This window comes from Streptomyces sp. NPDC051172, from assembly GCF_040682555.1.
GTDB lineage: Bacteria > Actinomycetota > Actinomycetes > Streptomycetales > Streptomycetaceae > Streptomyces.
On sequence record NZ_JBFBBE010000006.1, the window covers coordinates 19,322 to 37,932 of the forward strand.

Annotated in this window: 18 protein-coding genes and 1 pseudogene; 13 read left to right on the plus strand and 6 right to left on the minus strand. The window is 69.9% G+C overall.

The features are described 5' to 3' along the window. Nucleotide 1: 1 nt before the first annotated feature. Nucleotides 2-1,600 carry an ABC transporter substrate-binding protein gene (locus AB0N07_RS04920; RefSeq protein WP_365832125.1) on the minus strand — a complete coding sequence of 533 codons (1,599 nt, stop codon included), beginning with the start codon at nt 1,598-1,600 and terminating at the stop codon, nt 2-4. 276 nt (nt 1,601-1,876) lie between these two features. Here AB0N07_RS04920 and AB0N07_RS04925 point away from each other — a divergent pair, with 276 nt between their 5' ends. Continuing rightward, complete coding sequence (locus AB0N07_RS04925) at nt 1,877-2,305, plus strand: protein phosphatase (protein ID WP_365832127.1); 429 nt, start codon at nt 1,877-1,879, stop codon at nt 2,303-2,305. 26 nt (nt 2,306-2,331) lie between these two features. Here the strand turns inward: AB0N07_RS04925 and bla are convergent, their stop codons facing one another. Further along, entirely contained in the window at nt 2,332-3,222 is an 891-nt protein-coding gene (bla, locus tag AB0N07_RS04930; RefSeq protein WP_365832358.1) for a class A beta-lactamase, read from the minus strand. A gap of 103 nt (nt 3,223-3,325) precedes the next feature. On the opposite strand from bla, the gene AB0N07_RS04935 reads away from it, so the two are divergent. Then, on the plus strand, nt 3,326-4,450 hold the full coding sequence (locus AB0N07_RS04935; protein WP_365832129.1) for an abortive phage infection protein: 1,125 nt from the start codon (nt 3,326-3,328) through the stop codon (nt 4,448-4,450). Between the two features lie 42 nt (nt 4,451-4,492). Here AB0N07_RS04935 and AB0N07_RS04940 read toward each other — a convergent pair whose 3' ends face one another. The 3 genes from AB0N07_RS04940 to AB0N07_RS04950 all read right to left on the minus strand — a co-directional run bounded on the left by AB0N07_RS04940 (nt 4,493) and on the right by AB0N07_RS04950 (nt 7,799). After that, nucleotides 4,493-5,968, minus strand: a complete 1,476-nt coding sequence (locus tag AB0N07_RS04940) for an alpha/beta hydrolase (protein WP_365832131.1) — start codon at nt 5,966-5,968, stop codon at nt 4,493-4,495. 92 nt (nt 5,969-6,060) lie between these two features. Continuing rightward, nucleotides 6,061-6,888: an ABC transporter permease gene (locus AB0N07_RS04945; protein ID WP_365832133.1), complete on the minus strand. Its 828-nt coding sequence runs from the start codon at nt 6,886-6,888 to the stop codon at nt 6,061-6,063. Further along, nucleotides 6,885-7,799, minus strand: a complete 915-nt coding sequence (locus AB0N07_RS04950) for an ATP-binding cassette domain-containing protein (RefSeq protein WP_365832135.1) — start codon at nt 7,797-7,799, stop codon at nt 6,885-6,887. The genes AB0N07_RS04945 and AB0N07_RS04950 overlap by 4 nt, the downstream gene beginning before the upstream one ends. Before the next feature lie 134 nt (nt 7,800-7,933). On the opposite strand from AB0N07_RS04950, the gene AB0N07_RS04955 reads away from it, so the two are divergent. Continuing rightward, nucleotides 7,934-9,130, plus strand: a complete 1,197-nt coding sequence (locus AB0N07_RS04955; RefSeq protein WP_365832137.1) for a sensor histidine kinase — start codon at nt 7,934-7,936, stop codon at nt 9,128-9,130. A gap of 13 nt (nt 9,131-9,143) precedes the next feature. Next, nucleotides 9,144-9,788 carry a response regulator transcription factor gene (locus tag AB0N07_RS04960; protein ID WP_365832360.1) on the plus strand — a complete coding sequence of 215 codons (645 nt, stop codon included), beginning with the start codon at nt 9,144-9,146 and terminating at the stop codon, nt 9,786-9,788. A 28-nt stretch (nt 9,789-9,816) separates the two neighbouring features. On the opposite strand, the gene AB0N07_RS04965 is transcribed toward AB0N07_RS04960, so the two are convergent. Further along, nucleotides 9,817-10,317, minus strand: a complete 501-nt coding sequence (locus AB0N07_RS04965; RefSeq protein ID WP_365832139.1) for a GNAT family N-acetyltransferase — start codon at nt 10,315-10,317, stop codon at nt 9,817-9,819. Nucleotides 10,318-10,592: 275 nt separating this feature from the next. On the opposite strand from AB0N07_RS04965, the gene AB0N07_RS04970 reads away from it, so the two are divergent. The 9 genes and pseudogenes from AB0N07_RS04970 to AB0N07_RS05010 all read left to right on the plus strand — a co-directional run. Then, nucleotides 10,593-11,387: an SCO2525 family SAM-dependent methyltransferase gene (locus tag AB0N07_RS04970; protein WP_365832141.1), complete on the plus strand. Its 795-nt coding sequence runs from the start codon at nt 10,593-10,595 to the stop codon at nt 11,385-11,387. Between the two features lie 68 nt (nt 11,388-11,455). After that, the gene (locus tag AB0N07_RS04975; RefSeq protein WP_365832143.1) at nt 11,456-13,309 is read left to right on the plus strand and encodes an SCO2524 family protein; all 1,854 of its coding nucleotides are present in this window, start codon (nt 11,456-11,458) and stop codon (nt 13,307-13,309) included. Nucleotides 13,310-13,313: 4 nt separating this feature from the next. Next, nucleotides 13,314-14,231: an SCO2523 family variant P-loop protein gene (locus tag AB0N07_RS04980; protein ID WP_365832145.1), complete on the plus strand. Its 918-nt coding sequence runs from the start codon at nt 13,314-13,316 to the stop codon at nt 14,229-14,231. Continuing rightward, nucleotides 14,228-15,214, plus strand: a complete 987-nt coding sequence (locus tag AB0N07_RS04985; protein ID WP_365832147.1) for an SCO2522 family protein — start codon at nt 14,228-14,230, stop codon at nt 15,212-15,214. The genes AB0N07_RS04980 and AB0N07_RS04985 overlap by 4 nt, the downstream gene beginning before the upstream one ends. 1 nt (nt 15,215) lies before the next feature. After that, nucleotides 15,216-16,187: an SCO2521 family protein gene (locus AB0N07_RS04990; RefSeq protein ID WP_365832149.1), complete on the plus strand. Its 972-nt coding sequence runs from the start codon at nt 15,216-15,218 to the stop codon at nt 16,185-16,187. Nucleotides 16,188-16,224: 37 nt separating this feature from the next. Beyond that, entirely contained in the window at nt 16,225-17,259 is a 1,035-nt protein-coding gene (locus AB0N07_RS04995) for a DUF6879 family protein (RefSeq protein ID WP_365832151.1), read from the plus strand. A 367-nt stretch (nt 17,260-17,626) separates the two neighbouring features. Then, nucleotides 17,627-17,842: a hypothetical protein gene (locus AB0N07_RS05000; protein WP_030933991.1), complete on the plus strand. Its 216-nt coding sequence runs from the start codon at nt 17,627-17,629 to the stop codon at nt 17,840-17,842. A gap of 15 nt (nt 17,843-17,857) precedes the next feature. Further along, nucleotides 17,858-18,481 (plus strand): DUF1266 domain-containing protein, encoded by a 624-nt coding sequence (locus AB0N07_RS05005; RefSeq protein ID WP_365832153.1) that lies wholly within the window; start codon nt 17,858-17,860, stop codon nt 18,479-18,481. A gap of 27 nt (nt 18,482-18,508) precedes the next feature. Continuing rightward, nucleotides 18,509-18,611: pseudogene (locus AB0N07_RS05010) on the plus strand (DNA repair protein RecO); the annotation flags it as partial.

Sequence of the window (18,611 nt, forward strand, 5' to 3'; positions counted from 1 at the left end):
GCTAGACCCACTTGGCCTGGAGCAGGTTGATGCCGGGATACGGCTGTGCCCTTATGCCGGTGAGTTTCTTCGGGTCCCAGGCGGTCATCAGCTCGTTGTGGACGACCGGGTAGAGGACGGCCTGTTCGGCGACGACGTCGATGTAGTCCTGGATCATCGCCTTCTTCTTCGCCGGGTCGGCCTCCCGGGTGGCCCGGTCCATGTCCTTGAAGAGCTGCCTGGCGACCGAGTTGTCGGCCCAGCGCGTGTACTGCATCCACAGGTTGGCGGGGCCGTAGTTGTAGTGCATGATCAGGTCCGCGTCGAGGCCGAACTGGTTGGGGTTCGAGGCCGCGGCGACGACCTGGTAGTCCTGCTGCTGGTCCATCTTGGTGAAGACGGCGGTGGTCTCCTGCGGCGAGAGGGCCGTACGGACCCCGATCGCATCCCACGACGCCTTGATGGTCGGCAGGCAGTCGACGATCCAGCTCACGTTCACGGCGAGGATGTCGATGCTGAGGTTCGTGACCCCGGCGGCCTTCAGCAGGGCCTTCGCCTTCTCCGGGTCGTAGTCGTAGACGGTCGTCGCCCGCCGGTAGCCGGGATTTCCCTCGTTCAGGAACGAGGACGACGGCTTCCCGTGCCCCTTCAGCGCGACCTGCACCATCTTCTCGGTGTCGATGGCGTAGTGCAGCGCCTGCCGCACCCGTACGTCGTCGAAGGGCTTGTGCCGGGTGTTGAACATCAGGAACAGGTTGTTCATGCCGGCCCCGCCCGCGACCGTCAATCCGCCGCGCTTGAGCTGCTCGATGTTGGCGTACGGGATGTTGTCGGAGATCTGCGCGCCCGCGCCGGAGCCGGAGATCCTGGCGACGCGCGGTGCGGCGTCGACGATCGTCAGCCAGTTCATCTTCTTGAAGGTCGCCGGGCGCGGGCCGTTGTAGTCGGCGAACGCCTCGAAGGTGGTGTTCGACTTCGGGTGGTGGGCGGACTGCCGGTACGGCCCCGAGCCGATCGCGAGACCCGTGACGGCCTTGTCCCAGGCACCCGGCTCCGAGAAGACGTGCCTCGGCATGATCTTCGCGAGGGTGAGCCGGGAGAGCCCGTCCGGGAAGGGGAACCTGAGCACCAACTCGACGTTCTGGGCGTCGATCCTGCGGACCTCCTTCAGCCAGCTCGCGAAGAAGCCCTTGGCGAGGGTCTGTGTCTTCGGGTCGAGGATCCGGTCGAAGACGAAGACGACGTCGTCGGCGGTGACGGGCTTCCCGTCGTGGAACTTCGCTCCTGCCCGCAGGGTGAACTTCCAGGAGGTGGCGTTCGGGTCCTTCGGCACCGCGGTCGCGAGCGCCGCGTACGGCTCGCGGGAGATCGGGTCGGTGTCGAGCAGTCCCTCGTAGATGTGGTTGTTGGCGGCCATGCAGAAGGCGGACGCGGTCTGGGTGGGGTCCCAGGTGCCGTCGTTGCCGTAGCCGATGACCGCCGTCAGCGTGCGGTCCCTGCCGCCCCCGCCGCCGGTGTCGTTGGTGGACTGGGGCCCGGACGAACAGGCCGACAGCGACGCGGAGACGGCGGTGGCCGCACCCAGCGCGCCGGTGTACTTCAGGAAGGTCCGGCGTTGCACGGTGTCCTCCAGCGGGGAGTGCCATCGAAGAGCACGGAGATACGACGTCCTACGTCCGGCCCGTCAGCCGCGACCATAGGAGGGGCGCAGGGGGCGGTCAAGGGACCGCACACGAATGGCGTAGCTGCCAGAGGTCGGGCCAATGGCGGTGGGAAAGGGCGGGAGTTGGCGCATGTCACTGCGGACTTGGGACGTGGATGGAGGCGGCGGTCCGGCACCCGGGGTGACGGTCCGCCGCCACCACTTCCGCGGCATCGAGGCCCGTACGCTGAACCGATGACGGACACCTGGCATCCCGCGGACCCCGGTGTGCTGCGACTGCCGTCGGGTCGACTGGTCCGCGGCCGCGGGCTACGGCATCCCCTCGCCCCGGGGACACCCACGCCCTCGTACGGCCTCTACCTCCTGGGCCGACAACCCCCACCCGTGCCCTGGGAGTTCACCTGGATCCGCTGGCCCGACTTCCGCCTCCCCACCGACCGCCCGGCCGCTCGCGCCGCGCTGACCGCCGCCTGGGAGCGGACGGCGGACGAGCGCGTCGAGATCGCCTGCGGAGGCGGCCGCGGCCGAACCGGCACGGCACTGGCCTGCCTGGCGATCCTGGACGGCGTACCGGCAGGGGAGGCCGTGGCGTACGTGCGAGCGCACTACGACCGGCACGCGGTGGAGACGCCGTGGCAGAAGCGGTACGTGCGCAGGTTCTGATCACTCGTGGCACATCCGCGCACCGCCTACCCGAGGGCACTCGCCAATACCGCCGCGGTCTCCGCGATCAGCTCGTGATCCCACGCCGCGCCCCGGTCGGGCTTCGTCACCTGCACGGCCAGCACGATCGGCGTCCCGTCCGGTGTCCACGCGATGCCCGCGTCGTTGTTCGCACCGTAGGACCCCGCGCCGGTCTTGTCGGCGACCGTCCACGAGCTGGGCAGCCCCGCGCGAAGACGGTTGCCGCTGGTGGTGTTGCCCAGCAGCCAGTGGGTGAGGAGTCCGCGGTCCCGGCGGTCGAGCGCGTCGCCGAGGACCAGGCGGGCGTACGAGCGTCCGATCGCGCGCGGGGTCGTGGTGTCGGTGATCCGCCACGGCTCCGCCGAGTTCAGGTCGGTCTCCCAGCGGTCGAGACGGGTCACCGGATCGCCGATCGAGCGGGCGAACCGGGTGATCGCGGTGGGGCCGCCCAGCTCCCGCAGCAGCAGGTTGCCGGCGGTGTTGTCGCTGTAGCGGATGGCCACATCGGCGAGTTCGGCGATCGTCATGCCCTCGGCCAGGTGTTCCCTGGTCTTGTCCGAGCCGTCGACGAGGTCGGCCTCCGTGTAGTGGATGCGACGCGCGAGGACCTCGCCGTGCCGGTCCAGATCGCGCAGTACGGCCGCGGTGGCCAGGGTCTTGAAGAGCGAGCAGACGGGGAAGAGCTCGTCGGCGCGGTGGCCGACGGTCTGCCTCGTACGCACGTTGTGTGCGAACACGCCGAGGCGGGCGCCGTGGTGCTGTTCCAGTTCGCGCAGCCGGTCGCCGGTGACGGCGTGGGCGGGTGAGCTGGTCAGGAGCGCTGCGGCGGTGGCGGTGCCTGCGGTGAGCAGGGTGCGTCGGCCTGGGATCTCGGTCTCCTTCGGTCGGTACGGCAGGTCGATCTCTTCAGTGACCGACGCCGTACGTCATCCCTTGGTTGCCCGGCCGTAGACCATCGGCGGACGGCGGTGCGGGCGCGTCCTCGCCACAGTGAGGGGCATGGAGAAGACGAAGGGGATCAGTCGGGCGCAGTTTCTGGCAGGGGCGGCGGCCCTCGGTCTGTCGGCGGCGGTGCTGCCGGCCGGCCCGGCCGCAGCGACCGGACGCGGCCTGCGGCACCGCGGCGTCGTCTACACCGTCGGCGAGGGCGAGACGCCGGGGACCGCGTGGAGTGCGGCCCGGATGCGGCGGGACGTCCGCGCCATCCGCGACCGGCTGCACGCCGACGCCGTCGACGTCACCGGCGACGGCGTCGAACGCCTGACCGCCACCGCCGCCGAGGCCGCCGAACGGGGGCTGCACGTATGGCTTCAGCCGACCCTCGCGGACGCCCCGCAGCGCGACATCCTCGAGCACCTGGCCGAGTGCGGCCGGTTCGCGGAGCGGCTGCGGCGGCAGGGCGCGAGCGTCGACTTCAGCGTGGGCTGCGAGTTCTGGCTGCTGGTGCCCGGGATCGTGCCGGGGGAGACGGTCCTGGACCGCGTGCAGAACATGCTGAAGGGCAACTTCGACCCCGTGAAGATGCAGCGCCGCCTCGACCGCTTCACGGCGAGGGCGGCGGCGGTGGGCCGGTCCGTCTTCCGCGGCAAACTGAGCTATGCAGCCGCCCAGGACGACAAGGTGGACTGGCGTCTCTTCGACATCGTGGGCATCGACTACTACTCGTACTTCCCTCAACAATCGGTCCATGTCAGCGAGTTGAGGAAGTACCTCCGCTGGGGCAAACCCCTCGCCGTCACCGAGTTCGGGACCTGCACCTACGTCGGCGCCCCGGAGGCGGGCGGCATGGGCTGGGACGTCGTCGACTACGACAAGGACCCGCAGGAGATCAAGGGCCACCTCGTCCGCAGCGAACACACCCAGGCCGCCTATCTGACCGGCCTGCTGGACGTCTTCGAGTCGATGGGCCTGTACGCGGCGATGGCCTTCGAGTTCGTCACCCCGGACGCCCCGCACCGCGCCGACAACCCGCGCTACGACCTCGACATGGCGAGCTACAGCATCACCAAGACCATCAAGGACCGCCCCGACGACCCCCGTTCGCCCTGGCACTGGGAGCCGAAGGAGGCGTTCCACGCGCTGGCGCGCCAGTATGGGCGGGCCTGCGTACGCCAGGCACCGTAGACGGACCGGCCGCGCGCCCGGCAGGGCAGGGCGGAAGTGTGGTCAGCGGCAGTGGATGTCCTGTCGCGGCCGTTCGCCCGTCGCCAGGAAGCGGGAGACCGTCTCGTCGCCGCACCTGGTGCCGTTGGCGAGATAGGCCTCGTGACCGGTGGCGTCGTTGGTGACCATCACCGCGCGGCGGCCGAGGGCCTCGCGGAGCTTCAGGGCGCCGCTCAGGGGCGTCGCGAGGTCGCGCTCGTTCTGGACGAGCAGGACGTTGGACGGGCCCCGGTCGGTGATCCGTACCGGAGGCTCCTTCGGCTGCCACGGCCAGGCGGCGCACACCAGGGCGTTCCTCGGCATGCCCGCGGTCAGCGGGTGCTTGGCGCGGCTCTCGGCGACTCCCCTCCGGTAGGTGGCGGCATCGCGCGGCCATGCGGCGTCGTTGCAGATGGTGGCGGCGCTCACCGCGACCACGTTCTGCATGGCCGCGTCCGGCGGGGCCGTCGGCGCGGGCGGGACGGTGCGCTTCAGGGCGGCTGTGATCAGCTTGGCCAGGGTGGGGTACCTGTCGGGGTCGGTGAGGCTGTCCAGCATCGTCTGGCGCAGCACGTTGCCGTTCAGTTCCTCCGGGTTGGCGCCGGGCCAGGGGAGCGGCTCGCGGTCCAGGCGGGCGGCGAGGCGGAGGAAGAGCGGGCGGACCTCGGCGGCCGTGCCGGCCAGGCGGTACGGGTTGCCGGGCGCGGAGGCCCACCTGGCGAACTCGGGGAAGTTGTCCTCGACGCCCGCCTCGTACGCGGCGACCCAGGCCCGCTCCGCCCGGACCGGGTCGGGGTTGTCGTTGCTGTCCAGCACGATGCGGTCGGTGCGCTGCGGGAACATCTCGCTGTACGCGGCGCCGACGTACGTGCCGTACGAGACGCCCCACGCGGACAGCCTGCGCTCGCCGAGCGCGGCGCGGATGCGGTCGATGTCGCGGGCGTTGTCCTTGGTGGTGATGTGGCGCATCAGCTCGCTGCCGTTGGCCGCGCAGGCGGCGGCCACCCGTCGGGCGGTGCGCATGTTCTCGGTGACGGACCCGTCCGGGGCGGGCCAGGGGCGCAGCTTCGACAGGGCCAGATCGCCGTGGTCGAGGCCACAACCGACCGTGGTGGAGGGCGCGTTGCCGCGCGGCGCGAACCCGATCAGGTCGTAGGCGTCCCGGACGTCCTGCGGCAGCTTCTGCCCCTTCCCCGAGGGGTCGTTCAGGCTGGTGCCGCCCGGCCCGCCGGCGATCAGCAGCAGGGCGCCCCGGCGGGCGGAGGGTTTCTCGGCGGGGATGCGGGAGACGGCGATGTCGATCGTGCGGCCGCCGGGGTGGGCGTGGTCCATGGGAACTTCGAGGGTCGCGCACTGCTGACGGGGGTCGAGGCCGCTGCCCGCGCACCTGGTCCACTTGAGCGGTTGCTCCGCGGCGGACGCGCTGAGGGGCGTGACGGCACCGAAGACGAGGCCGGAGGCGGCGGCGATCAGGGCTGCGCTTTTCGTGATCTCCTTCATGGACACGAGACTCCCGGATGCCCCCGACGCATCCCATCCGGTCAACTACCTTGTCACAAGGGGGGTTTACCCCCGCCGGCATGCAGGGTTTCTCATACGTCCCTCCGGTCAACGACCACCACCGCCACGACGGCCGCAACCGCCGCCCACACCGCCAACACGACCCACCCGCCCGCCACGGTGGCCGGATACTTCGGGACCAGCATGTGGGACCGCCCGAAGCCCACGTCCACGATCCGCGTCCAGGCGTTGAACGGAAGGGCGTGGCGGACCGACGCCGTCCAGTGGTAGCGGTCCGTGACGAAGGACGGCAGGAGCAGCAGGACGAACGTCGTCAGCACCATCGTCGTGGCGCTGTGCCGGATCACCGCGCCCAGACCCAGGCCGACCAGTGCACACACCGGGGCGAGCAGGGCCGACGCCACGACCACCCGCCAGGCGCCGGGGTGGCCGATCGGCACGCCCAGGCCCCGCCCGTCGAGGATGGCCTGCGAGGAGGCGTAGGAGGCAGCGGCGACGAGGGCGCCGTACACCGTCATGACCACCGTCAGCACGACCACCTTGGCCGCCATCAGGGCCCGTCGGTCCGGCACGGCGGTGAACGTCGTACGGACCAGGCCCGTCGCGTACTCGCCGACGACGGTGATCGCGCCGATGCTCGCGCACACCAGCACCAGGATCATGGCGGACCCTGCGGTGAAGGCGTCCCGCAGCGCCCAGTACACGAAGTCGTCGCGGATCGGGCCGCCGTAGTGCGGGTAGTTGACGTAGTCGGCGCGGGCCGCGTTCGCGTTGAAGCCGACGACGGCCAGCGCCCCGCTGCCGAAGGCCCAGTAGGTGGAGCGCAGGGAACGGAGTTTGATCCACTCGGCGGCGAGCAGGTCGGTGAAGCGGGCGGCGGGCAGGGCGAGGGCGGTCATCGGGTCTCTCCAGCCGCGTACTCGACGCTGTCGGCGGTCAGTTCCATGAAGGCCGTCTCCAGGGAGGCCACTTGAGTGGTCAACTCCCAGAGCAGAAAGCGGTGTTCGTGCGCCAGCTCACCGACCCGGACGGCGCTCGCCCCGTCCACCTTCAGCGTCTCCTCGTCGTACGGCGCCACCACCGCACCCTGCGACTCCAGTACGACGGCCAGGGCGCCCGCGTGCGGCGAGCGCACCGTCACCGTCGGCGCCGTACCGCGCGCGGCGAACTCGGTAAGGCTCTCGGCCGCGATGAGCTCCCCGCGGCCGATGACGATCAGCTCGTCCGCGGTGTTCTCCATCTCGGACATCAGATGGCTGGAGACGAAGACGGTACGGCCCTCGTGGGCGAGCCTGCGGAACAGCCCGCGCACCCACAGCACCCCTTCCGGATCGAGCCCGTTGAGCGGCTCGTCGAACATCAGCACCGGCGGATCGCCGAGCAGTGCGGCCGCGATGCCGAGCCGCTGCTTCATGCCCAGCGAGAAGGAGCCGACCCGGCGCCGGGCGGCGGCCTGAGTGAGGCCCACCTCCGCGAGCACCTCGTCCACCCGCGCCCGCGGGATGCGGTTGCTGCGGGCCAGCGCGTGCAGATGCGCCCGTGCACTGCGCCCGCCGTGCACGTCATGGGCGTCGAGAAGGGCACCGACGTGCCGCAGCCCGCGCGGATGCCGGTGGAAGGAGCGGCCGCTGATCGTGGCGGTGCCGGCGCTCGGCTCGATCAGCCCGAGCAGCATCCGCAGGGTCGTCGTCTTGCCCGCGCCGTTCGGGCCGAGGAAGCCCGTGACATGGCCGGGGCGGACGGTGAAGGACAGGTCGCGTACGGCGGTCGTGGGGCCGTACCGCTTGGTGAGCTGCTCGACTTCGATCATGCGGACCACGGTGGCGCGACCGACGGGTGCGGGGCATCGGCCGGGCGCTGACACTCGTACCGGACGGCTGTCGACCGTGGTTGTACGTCCACGGGCCGATGACCTTGCCCCGCACCCGCGCCTACGATCACGGCATGTCCGCCACCGCTCCTCCGCCGCCCCTGGTCAAACGCGTGTCGCCGGCCGGGTGGACGGCGATCGTGTGGTGCGCGAGCGTGCTGTTCACCCTGCTGACGACCTTCCGGCTGCCCGGCGAGATGATGCCGGCGCAGTGGCCGGCAGCCCAGTTGTACCGCTGGGACGGCCTGACGTTCCTCGTGCTGGCGACCGCGATGGCGTTCCAGGGCGGCAGGCTGCTGCATCGCAGGCCACTGCTCGCGACTGCCTTGACGATCCTGGCCGCGGTCTTCGAGACGACCACCCTAGGCGTCGCCGGGCTGCCGATGGCGCAGTACCTCACGACCATGGTGGCCCTGTACTTCGTCGCGGCCACCCACCCACGGCGTACCGCGCTGATCGCCCTGGCGATGGCGGTCGGCACCCTGATCGCGTACATCGCCGTACGCATGCTGCGCGACTGGATCGTCAGCACCTCCGCCGAACTGGCCGTCGGTCTCGTGACCGTCATCGTCTGGCTGCTCGGCAGCTCCGCGCACCAGTCCCGTGTGCACGCCGAGCGGCTCAGCGCCGAACACGCCGCACAGGCGGTGACCGCCGAACGCCTGCGCATAGCCCGCGAGATGCACGACACGGTCGCCCACAGCATCGGCATCATCGCCCTCCAGGCGGGCGCGGCGTCCCGCGTGTCGACGACCCGCCCCGAGGCGGCGCTCGCGGCCATGCGGGCGGTCGAGAACGAGGGCCGCGAGACCCTGGCCGGCCTGCGCCGCATGCTGGTCGCGCTGCGAGCGGCGGACGAGGGACAGACCCCGCAGGCCGCCCCCGCGGGCCTCGCGGACGTCGACCGGCTGGCGGCCACGACCACGGCGGCAGGCGTACGGGTGGAGGTGCGCCGCCTCGGCGAGCCACGCGGGCTGCCGCCGGACATCGACCTGTCGGCGTTCCGCATCGTCCAGGAGTCGGTCACGAACGTCGTACGGCATGCGGGCACGCACGCGTGCCGGGTCACCCTCGACTACCGCGAGAACGAACTCGCCCTGGAGATCACGGACGACGGCCCGGGATGCGGCAGCGCGACCGACACCGGGTTCGGTCTGGCCGGGATGCGCGAGCGAGTGGCCCTCCTGCACGGCGAGTTCACGGCGGCCCCGCGCCCCGAGGGCGGCTTCCGCGTGACGGCCCGCCTGCCCCTCCCGGTGGCCGCCCGATGACCGCTGCCCCACGATCCGGGTCCTCCTCGTCGACGACCAGGAACTCATCCGCACCGCCCTGAGCATGGTCATGGCCGACATCGAGGACGTGGAGGTCGTCGGAGAGGCCGCGACCGGCAAGGACGCGGTACGGCTGGCCGGCGAACTCGCCCCCGACGTGGTGGTGATGGACATCCGCATGCCGGGCATGGACGGCATCGAGGCGACCCGCCACATCACCCGGACGCAGACCGACGTGCGGGTGATCGTTCTGACCACCTTCGACGACGACGCGTACGTGTACGGGGCGCTGCGCGCCGGTGCGGCGGGCTTCCTGGTCAAGGACATGGCGCTGGACGACATCATCGGCGCGGTGCGGGTGGTGGCGGCAGGCGACGCACTGATCGCGCCGAGCGTGACCCGCCGCCTGATCCAGGACTTTGCCTCCCGCCCCGAACCGACCATCAAACACCGGGAGTTGAAGGCCATCACGGAACGCGAACGAGAGGTCCTCACCTTGGTCGGCAGCGGCCTGTCCAACGCCGAGATAGCCGCCGAGCTGTGCATCAGCGTGGCCACGGCGAAGACGTACCTCACCCGCCTCCTCACCAAGCTGGACGCGCGGGACCGGGTCCAGCTGGTGATCATGGCCTACGAGGCGGGACTGGTGTCCCCCTGATCCCCCTCACCCCGTCGATCCCCCTGGCTCACAGCCCCAACGCCATGATCAACCGGTCCTCCCCGGGCCCGAAATAGCCCTTGCGCACCCCGCCCTCGAACGAGAAGCCCAGGGACTGGTAGAGCGTGATCGCGGTCGCGTTCGTCGGTTCCACCGTCAGGCGGACCTGGTGGACGCCCTCGGTGCGCAACCGGCGTATCACCTCGAGCATCAGCCGGCGGCCCAGTCCGCGTCCGCGCAGTTCGGGGGTGACGGCGAGGCTCTTGATCCAGTTCACATAGCCGTCCGAGGTGGTGACGAACAGGACGTAGCCGTGCAGGCTCCGGCCGTCGTCGAGGACGAGGATGCGGTCGCCGTGGATGTCGTAACTCTGGCGCAGCTCGAAGTAGTGGTACGGCTCCTCGGGGAAGGCCTCCCTGTCGACGCGGTGCAGTTCCGGCAGGTCGGCCTCGACGACGCCCCTCATGGTCAGGGGGCGGTCGGTGCGGTCGGCCGTGGAAGGAAAACGTTTCTCTGGAAGAGCCGTCATACCGCCCCCTGCGGGTTGGGAGTCAAGGGTGCGTTGACACCCGTACGAGTGGTACGGGTGAGACGCCTGTTGTCTGCCTTTCTGGTGTGTTCGGCAGAGTTCCGACCATCTTGAGCGGGACAATCCGGCCGTTCAAGGCTGGATCAGGCCGCGGGAATGATTCGCCACGGTGCGCCCCCAGTGCGCCCCGTCCTCCTGCCGGGGACATGACGTAATTCTCGGGACATTGACCGCAGGGGGATCCGGAGGGCCTCCGGTGTTGGTACCGTAGGTAAATGACCTTGAGATCGTCGGGGGATGCCCGGGTGAAGAATGCGGACGCGCCCTGGGACTCATTCGACCCGATCGCCTACGTTCGGCACAACTACCGCTTCTTACAGGCGGAGGACGAGGAGATCCTGCATATCATCCGAGGTCATTTCGGCGGCCATTTCCGGAAGCAGGGCGTCGGACCGGTTTACGGCATCGACGTGGGCGCCGGGGCGAATCTCTATCCCGCGCTCTCCATGCTGCCCTGGTGTGACGAGATCACCCTCTTCGAGCACTCGTTCGCGAACGTGGAGTACCTGGAGCGCCAGGCGGGCGGCTACGACGAGAACTGGGACCCGTTCTGGGACGCCCTGTGCGAGCACGAGGCTTACGGCTCCCTCCATTTGGACCCCCGCGAGCGGTTCCGCAAGGTCGTCAAGGTCGAGCAGGGCAACATCTTCGGGCTGGAGCGCTTCGGCGGTCGTTGGTCGGTCGGGACCATGTTCTTCGTCGCCGAGTCGATGACCACCTCCCGCCAGGAGTTCGACCTGGGAGTGCGGCGCTTCATGTGCGCCCTGGCCCCCAGTGCTCCGTTCGCCGCCGCCTTCATGGAACATTCCAAGGGCTATCACGCCGGGGAGGAGTTCTTCCCGGCCTGTGATGTGGGAGAACCCGAGGTGCGCGCGAGTCTCGCACCATTCGCGGGCGACTTCGAGGTGCAGCGGCTCAAGTCCGCGGCAGGTGTGCGCGACGGGTATTCGGGAATGATCCTGGCCTACGGCTGGCGACGGAATACGGACGCAGGCATTCCGGCCGCATAAAAATCTTCACAACAGAAAAGGGTCATTCCTCAAATGACGGCAGTGCGGCCTGTGTGAGGGGGCATGGGATGCAGATCAAGCCACGCCAGCATTTGCTGGACATCTGGCAGGCCATCGCCCGCCACTCCTTCGAGCGGGAGCAGTGGGCCTGGGGCGAGTGGGGCGGACAGAGCAGCGTCGCCGACGCCGAGCGGCTGCTCTGCCTGCTGTACCCGGCCACGGAGATCCCCGCGTTCCGGCTCGACGACCCGGACACCACACAGGAGGACGTCCAGCAGGCACTGAGGAAGGCCGGCGGGCGGCTCGACCTCCCGGCCAACCTCGTCAAGGCCGCGTCCGACTTCATGCGCACTCACACCGGCGAGGACAAGAGGCCCACCTTCGCCGGGGGTTACTACTTCGGATCCCAGGACAAGGCCCAGGGGGAGCCCACCGAGGAACAACGCCAGCTCGGAGTGGTCGACTCCTTCTCCATGTCGATCACGCTCTGCCTGGCCACGCTCGGCTTCCTCAAGGTCTACGAGACCAGGACCAGACGCAGCGACATCCAGGAGACGATCGCCGAGCTGCGTTCGGCCACCAGCAACAGGCTCACCGCCGCCATGGTGAGCCTGCTGCGCTCCTTCACCGTCAACGCCTTCGACGCCGACTCCGCCCAGGGCCGCAACCTGGTCGAACTCCTCGGCCAGGGACGGCTGTCGCAGCGGCAGGTACTGAACATGTACCAGAGCCGCTTCCGCGCGCTGCGCGCCGCGATCGTGGAGAGCCTCACCCTCGGCATCGACGTCCAGGCGGGTCTCAAGGACGAGAACCAGTTCTTCGAGTGCGGCTGGTCGTGGAGCCTGGTGAAGGACGCCCCCGAGGTCGAGACCGACGAACTCATCGGTCCGCAGCCCAAGGGCGCCGCCGACCCGGTGCCGTATCTCTACTTCACCGTGGTCGCGCTCGACGGCATCCAGGACCTGTTCTCCGACCGCACCCTCACCCTGGGCCTGCTCAACACCGAGCAGCAGAAGCTCGCCGAGGCGCTCCGGCTGCGCTGGGAGCTGACCCAGCAGTACTGGTCCGGCATCGCGCGCTTCGACCCCGAGCGCTGGCCCCTGGAGGACATCCCCTGGCGTACGACGGGACAGGAACTGGAGTCCGAGTACTTCTCCCTATCCGTCGCCGCCATCCTCGTCCACGACCTGATGCGGCGCCGCGCCACCGACGACGACCTGGCCCGCACCGTCACCGTCATGGAACGCCTCGCCGAACGCGGCCGTATCACCAGCCGTATGACCCGCGACGACCGCACGGTCTACGAGCTGCACAACGCGGGCGTCAAACTGCCGCTGCAGGGCAGCGAGCGGCTCGGCCCGCCGATGGTGTGGTCCCTGCACGACTTCTCGGCACAGCTGCTGAAGCGGACCATCCAGCTGCGGGCGCTCTCGCGCAACCTCGACTCGCACGACCGGCTGCTCAGACTCGCCGAGGACGTCTTCGACCACATGTGGCGCCGCCGTATCCGCGAGGGCGAGGGCACCGGCCTGTGGGACTACGTCCACGCCGCCTATCCCGAGGCGGAGATCGTCACACGCAAGGTGCCGGTGTCGTGGAACATCACCGAGCGGGTCGCCGAGGTGATGGTCCAGGTCCACCAGATGTACCGACAGCCCCCGGTCCGCAGCCTCGAACTGACCGAGCTGGCAGGGGCGTTGCTCAGCGAGTCCGCCCACCTCCTGGGCAACGAGCAGATGGAAGCCGCGCCCAGCGACGACGGCCGACACGGCATGCAACTCAGGAACATCGAGGTCAAGCTGCGCCGCGCCCGCAGTCTCCTGGACCAACAGCCCGGCACCGCCTACGCGTTGGCGCTGGACGTGCTGGGACAGCTCGACGCGCTCACCCGGGCTCGCGAAGCCGCGACCCAGGGACGGTGACCGCGTGCTGATCTTCGCCGCCTCCGACAAAGGGGGCACGGGCCGCTCCGTCACCAGCGCCAACCTCGCCTACCACCGTGCACTGGCCGGGGACGACGTCTGCTACCTGGACTTCGACTTCGGCTCGCCCACCGCCTCGGCCGTCTTCGACGTGGCCGACGCCCGCGCGGCCGTCGAGGACCGGGGCCTGCACTCCTACCTGATAGGGGAGATCGGCGAGCCGGAGCGCATCGACGTCTGGGCCAGCACCGAGCACCAGGTGCTGCGCGACCCGCCGCCCGGCTGCGGCCGGCTGGTGCTGATGCCCGGCGACGTCAGCGGCGGCGAGTTCGCCACCACCGGCGACCACGTGCGCCTCTGCGTCGACCTGCTGATGAAGCTCTACTACGAGTTCGACCTGGTCGTCGTGGACCTCAGCGCCGGCCGCTCCTACGCCGTCGACATGGTCCTGGAGGCCACCGCACAGCCCGAGATGCGGGAGATCACGGCCCGCTGGCTGGTCTTCCACCGCTGGACCCGCCAGCATGTGGCGGCCGCCGCCGGCCTGGTCTTCGGCGAGCGCGGCATCGTCGCCGGCGGCGTCGACCGCGGCCACGACGAGGAGGAGCTGCGCGGCGCCATCCGCTTCGTCCGGGCCGCCGTACCCGATCCCGAGTCGCCGCTGTGGTCGCAGGTCTCGCCCACCCAGTCGGCGTGGATGCGCAAGACCGACAGCGACCTCAAGCAGCTCGCCTCCACGCACGGCATCGGCTACAGCCAGGTCCTCGGCTCCATCCCCCTGGAACCGGTCCTGCAGTGGCGTGAGCAGCTCATCACCGACGAGGACGTGCTCGACAGCCAGATCGCCAACATGGAGACCTGGCGGGCGCTGACCCAGCTGGCCGCCCGGCTCACCGACGACAAGTACTGGGAGCAGGCGTGACCGAGGCCGTCTTCCGGGAGACCACGGCGGAGCTCCGCACCCAGTCCGTGCCCCTGGCCCACCTCTCCCTGGAGCTGGGCCACCTCTACATGGAGGACTTCGAGGCGGGCCCCGAGCGACTGCGCGAGCACTTCGCCGAGGTGCGGCTGTGGGTGGACGCCGCCCGCGCCTCCGCCGCCCGCCGCACCGGCGGCAAGCGCCCCCGCATCAGCACCTGTTTCCTCATCGACGACTACTTCACGCGCTTCTCCACCCCGGCCGAACTCGTCCCGCTGGTCCTCGAGGAGGCCGAGAAGGCCGGCCTGGTCATCGACTACCTGGCCCGCGAGTCGGGCTGCGCGGTCGCCGACCGGATCGAACTCGCCGAGTCCGTCATGCACCGCCTGGTCGAGTCGCCGCCGCCGGGCAGCTACGGCTCCCGCCCGTCCGTCAGCCAGACCGGCTGGCTCGCCAACGGACAGCGCACCCCCACCACGAAGCGCGCCGCGCTGGGCGAGGTCAGGGGCTGGCAGCCGCCCCAGGAGACCGCGGCCCGCAACCACTCCGTCTTCATGGACGTCGAGCTGTTCTCGGAGAAGGACGGCCGGCGGCTGTGGTCCTGCCCGTTCCTGGCCGCCGTATGGCAGCTGGCCAGGCTCGGACTGTTACGACACCTCGGTGAGCCGGTGCTTCTCCCGCGGCCCTGGAACGGCGAGGACTTCCCGCAGGACTGGGACCGGCTGCCGCCCCTGCTCCAGCTCAACCCGCAGGCCGCGGCCTTCAGCGCCTACCGCACCTGCACCCTGATGCCGAACCGTTTCCTGGCCGTCGAGGACGCCGTACGGCTCATCCTCGACCAGACCGAGGTCGACTCCGGGGCGCTCAGGCAGGTCGCCGAGCGCTCGGCCCGGGAGGGGCTCGCGGTCCCGGCCGCGGTCGCCCAGCGCGCGACGTACGTCTTCTACGAGGAGCCCGTGGGCGCCCTTGCCACCGAGGGGCCCTGACATGACGACGGCCCTCGCAGAGCCCGCGCGCCCGGTCCTCGTCTGTGGTGAGGTGCGTACCTGTCTGCTGCCGTCCTTCCAGGCGCTGGACGGCAGGGCCGCCGCCCAGCTGCTCAGGCTGCGCGCCGACGAACACGTCAGGGTCTCCGAGCGGCCCAATCTGTACGCCCTGTCCCCGGAGGTGCTGACCGGGGTGGACTGCCGGCTGCCCACCTCCAACGGCGCCAAGGTCCGTGCCGTCGGCACGGTGGCCACCCGCGTGGCACTCACCGAGGGCCGTCTGCTGCAGTCCACCGCGTACTTCAGCGCACCGGCCGCGGGTCCTGACACGCGCCGCCCCTGGGGGCACTATCTGGTACGGCCCGGGGTGGTCGAGCCGTTCGGGAAGCTGCCCGAACAGGCCACCGCTCAGGGCGTGCTGCGTGGCGCCGGGCGCGGTGAACTCGACCTGGGGTCGATCGCCGAGTCCCTGCTGACGCGGCTGCTGCGCCACCCGCTCCTCGATCGCAAGGTCCCCTTCAAGTCCCGTCGCACACACCTGCGTTGGACCGCCCGCCGGATCCCGGCGGGGGAGCGGGCGGAACTGACGCGGTTCACCCTGGCCGAGAACGGGCTGCGGACCGTGGAGCTGCGGCTGCCGGAGGATACTCCGGTCTCCGCGGCCGCGGGTCTGTGCGAGGACCTCGCGCTGCACGACTGGCTTTTGACCACGGTGGTGCACATGCTGGACAGCAGTCGGCTCGCCGCGGCGGACGGGCGTGCCGCGGTCCAGGCGCTGCGCCCGGCCGTCGACCATCTGCTGCATCTGTGGATGCCGCACGCGCAGGTGGACCGCTCACTGGTCCATCTGTGGGAAGTGCTGGAGCGGGAACCGGGGTTCACACGCCAGTGGCAGAACCTGGTCCAGCGCATCCGGGACCAACTGGCCGTCCAGGCCATACCGCTGCTGCACCAGGCACTGAGCACGAGCTGAGGAGCGGCACCAACCACATACCCGGCGGGGGAGAGACATGAGCGGAGCGTCGTCAGGGCCCGGGGACCACGGAGCGGGGCTGCAGCGACAGGGCATACCCAAGCTGTTCTGGAAGATCCTGATCACGGCGTCGGCGGCGGGTGGCGCCTTCCTGCTGACCACCATCCTGAACGGGGACGACAACAACATCTGGCAGTGGGTGGCGTCCATCGTCCTCGGCAGCGCCACGCTGATCGTCCAGTACCTCGTGGACTTCGGGGAGCGCCTGGAGGTGGTCGAGGAGAGCCAGCGTCACCACATCGACGACATGAAGCGGAGCCTGGCCAACCACCACGCGGAGATGCGCACCGCGGTCGACCAGAGCTTCGCCAAGATCAACGAGGCGACGGAGCTGTTCAGCAAGGTGGACGGTTCCGTCCTGCGCTCCGAGGAAGTGACCCGGCTGGTCAAGGCGTACACCCAGGTCGGCGACGAGGCGCCGGGGATCGTCAAGAGCTTCGCCGAGGAGGAGCTGAAACGTCTCGCCGAGCTGATGGAGGACCTCATCAGCGGAAGAGCGGACTCCTCGTTCGAGAACCACGAGTGGCTGATCGACCTCGCCCTGTGCGTCAAGAAGACCCTCTACGCCACGAGCACCACCGTCGACCGGGACTTCTGGTCCAGCGATCCCGCGAAGCGGTATCTCAGCGCGCAGGAGAAGGCGATCAAGACCCGCGGTGTGGAGGTCCGGCGGCTGTTCCTCGTGGACGAGCCGGAGGAGGTCACCGAAGCCCTCGAGCAACTGTGCGCGCGGCAGCGCAGGTACGGCATCGACGCGCGTATAGGCGTGCAGTCGCAGCTGGATCCGGGCGGCACGGTGATGGACTTCATCATCTTCGACGGGGAGCTGTGCTACGAGACCCGGCCGGACAACCATGTCAGGCCGGACATGACGATGCTGAGGATGAAGCACGAGCACGTCGAGGACCGCGTGCACCAGTTCAACGAGCTGTGGGCGGCGACGGAGCCGGACCACGAGCCCGAGCCGGAACAGGGGAGCGTCCGCCGGCGGCTGCGCCGGGTCGCCGACTGACTGCTTTCTTCATATAGGCGGCCGGTCGCGCCCCGCGCCCCGTCGAACTCCGTCAACCGCTCGAAAATACCGTCGGTTTTCAGGGCCTGGTCAATGCGCATCGCGATTTCGGGCTGAGGCTTTTCGAAAAGCCTGCTCGAACTCCCGGATTGCGAGCCGTGACGCGTGCGAAGCGTTGGCCATGGCCCAACCGCCTCTCCCTGGCCAGCACTTGTGGAGCACAGACTCCAGCCGAGTGTAGGCGTAGCGGCCCGCGCCGGAGACGAAAAGCGTGAAACTCAAATGGAAAGGGGAGCACGCTGTAGGCGCAACGAACACGGTGCCCGCAATTATGAGTCGTGTTCGTTACGGTCGTTAAGGAGAGGAAATGAAACCGCCCGTCGGCACTCATGTCGTGGACACGCGAACTGGAAAGGTGGGAATCGTCATGGGGCACGAGGGGCCGTACGTCCAACTGAGACCGTACGGGGGCGGAAGGGAGTGGGACGCCGATCCCGCCGCCGTGCGCGGGGCCACCCAGGCGGAGCGCCTGAGCGCGGCGACCGCGTACGCCAACGCCCGCAGCCGGGGTGAAGTGCCTTGAGTAAGGTGCGGGCGCATGAGTCTGTCGAGCATCTGGAGATGGCGCAGGCCGCGGGCCGCGCGGCGCTACCCCGACCCGCTCACGGCACACCAGCTCTGGATGGTGTCGCTGAGCGCGCCGGTCAGCCGGAACCGCGGCGCGTCGCGGACCACCCTGTACCCGTTCACGCGGATCGACGACGACAGCGCCCGCCGTTGGCTGGCCGAGCAGTGGGAGATCACCTCGCGCGCCGAGCTGACGGACCGGCTGGACGGGTTGTCGCGCAGCGGCTACCGGGCCAGGGCCGGCCGGCTCCTCGGCGTCTCGCCGCTCGCCTGGGACGCCGCCCTGTACGCCGACATCGCCCGGCTCGGTTTCGGGTGCGGGATGGTCACCGAGGCCGAGGCCTGGACCGCACTGAAGAACATCGTGCCGGCGGTCGTGGGGACGTACGCCTCCTGGCATGAGTACGCCGATCACTACCTGCTGGGCCGGGCCGTGTGGCGCGACGGGCTGCACGGCACCCGGGACGCGGCCGTTCCCGCCCCGCAGTCCGCCGCCGACGCCCATCTGCGCACCCTCCTGGACCCGGCGAACCGGACCAGCCCCTGGAACCTGGCCCCCTGGGACACCATCAGCCACCCCGACCGTCCCCGCTGAGCCCGGCGGTACGCGAGAATGGACCTCATGAGTCTGTTCCGCGACGACGGCATCGTGCTGCGCACCCGGAAGCCGGGTGAGGCGGACCGGATCATGCTGCGTTGCTGCGGGGAGCACGGCGCCCGACTGC

Excerpts from the sequence above, each read along its gene's own strand:
- AB0N07_RS04935 (WP_365832129.1), top strand. The coding sequence starts at position 3,326 with ATGGAGAAGACGAAGGGGATCAGTCGGGCGCAGTTTCTGGCAGGGGCG.
- AB0N07_RS04955 (WP_365832137.1), top strand. The coding sequence starts at position 7,934 with ATGTCCGCCACCGCTCCTCCGCCGCCCCTGGTCAAACGCGTGTCGCCG.
- AB0N07_RS04965 (WP_365832139.1), bottom strand. The coding sequence starts at position 10,317 with ATGACGGCTCTTCCAGAGAAACGTTTTCCTTCCACGGCCGACCGCACC.
- AB0N07_RS04925 (WP_365832127.1), top strand. The coding sequence starts at position 1,877 with ATGACGGACACCTGGCATCCCGCGGACCCCGGTGTGCTGCGACTGCCG.
- AB0N07_RS05000 (WP_030933991.1), top strand. The coding sequence starts at position 17,627 with ATGAAACCGCCCGTCGGCACTCATGTCGTGGACACGCGAACTGGAAAG.
- AB0N07_RS04995 (WP_365832151.1), top strand. The coding sequence starts at position 16,225 with ATGAGCGGAGCGTCGTCAGGGCCCGGGGACCACGGAGCGGGGCTGCAG.
- AB0N07_RS04945 (WP_365832133.1), bottom strand. The coding sequence starts at position 6,888 with ATGACCGCCCTCGCCCTGCCCGCCGCCCGCTTCACCGACCTGCTCGCC.
- AB0N07_RS04975 (WP_365832143.1), top strand. The coding sequence starts at position 11,456 with ATGCAGATCAAGCCACGCCAGCATTTGCTGGACATCTGGCAGGCCATC.
- AB0N07_RS04950 (WP_365832135.1), bottom strand. The coding sequence starts at position 7,799 with ATGATCGAAGTCGAGCAGCTCACCAAGCGGTACGGCCCCACGACCGCC.
- AB0N07_RS04970 (WP_365832141.1), top strand. The coding sequence starts at position 10,593 with ATGACCTTGAGATCGTCGGGGGATGCCCGGGTGAAGAATGCGGACGCG.
- AB0N07_RS05005 (WP_365832153.1), top strand. The coding sequence starts at position 17,858 with ATGAGTCTGTCGAGCATCTGGAGATGGCGCAGGCCGCGGGCCGCGCGG.
- AB0N07_RS04990 (WP_365832149.1), top strand. The coding sequence starts at position 15,216 with ATGACGACGGCCCTCGCAGAGCCCGCGCGCCCGGTCCTCGTCTGTGGT.
- AB0N07_RS04940 (WP_365832131.1), bottom strand. The coding sequence starts at position 5,968 with ATGAAGGAGATCACGAAAAGCGCAGCCCTGATCGCCGCCGCCTCCGGC.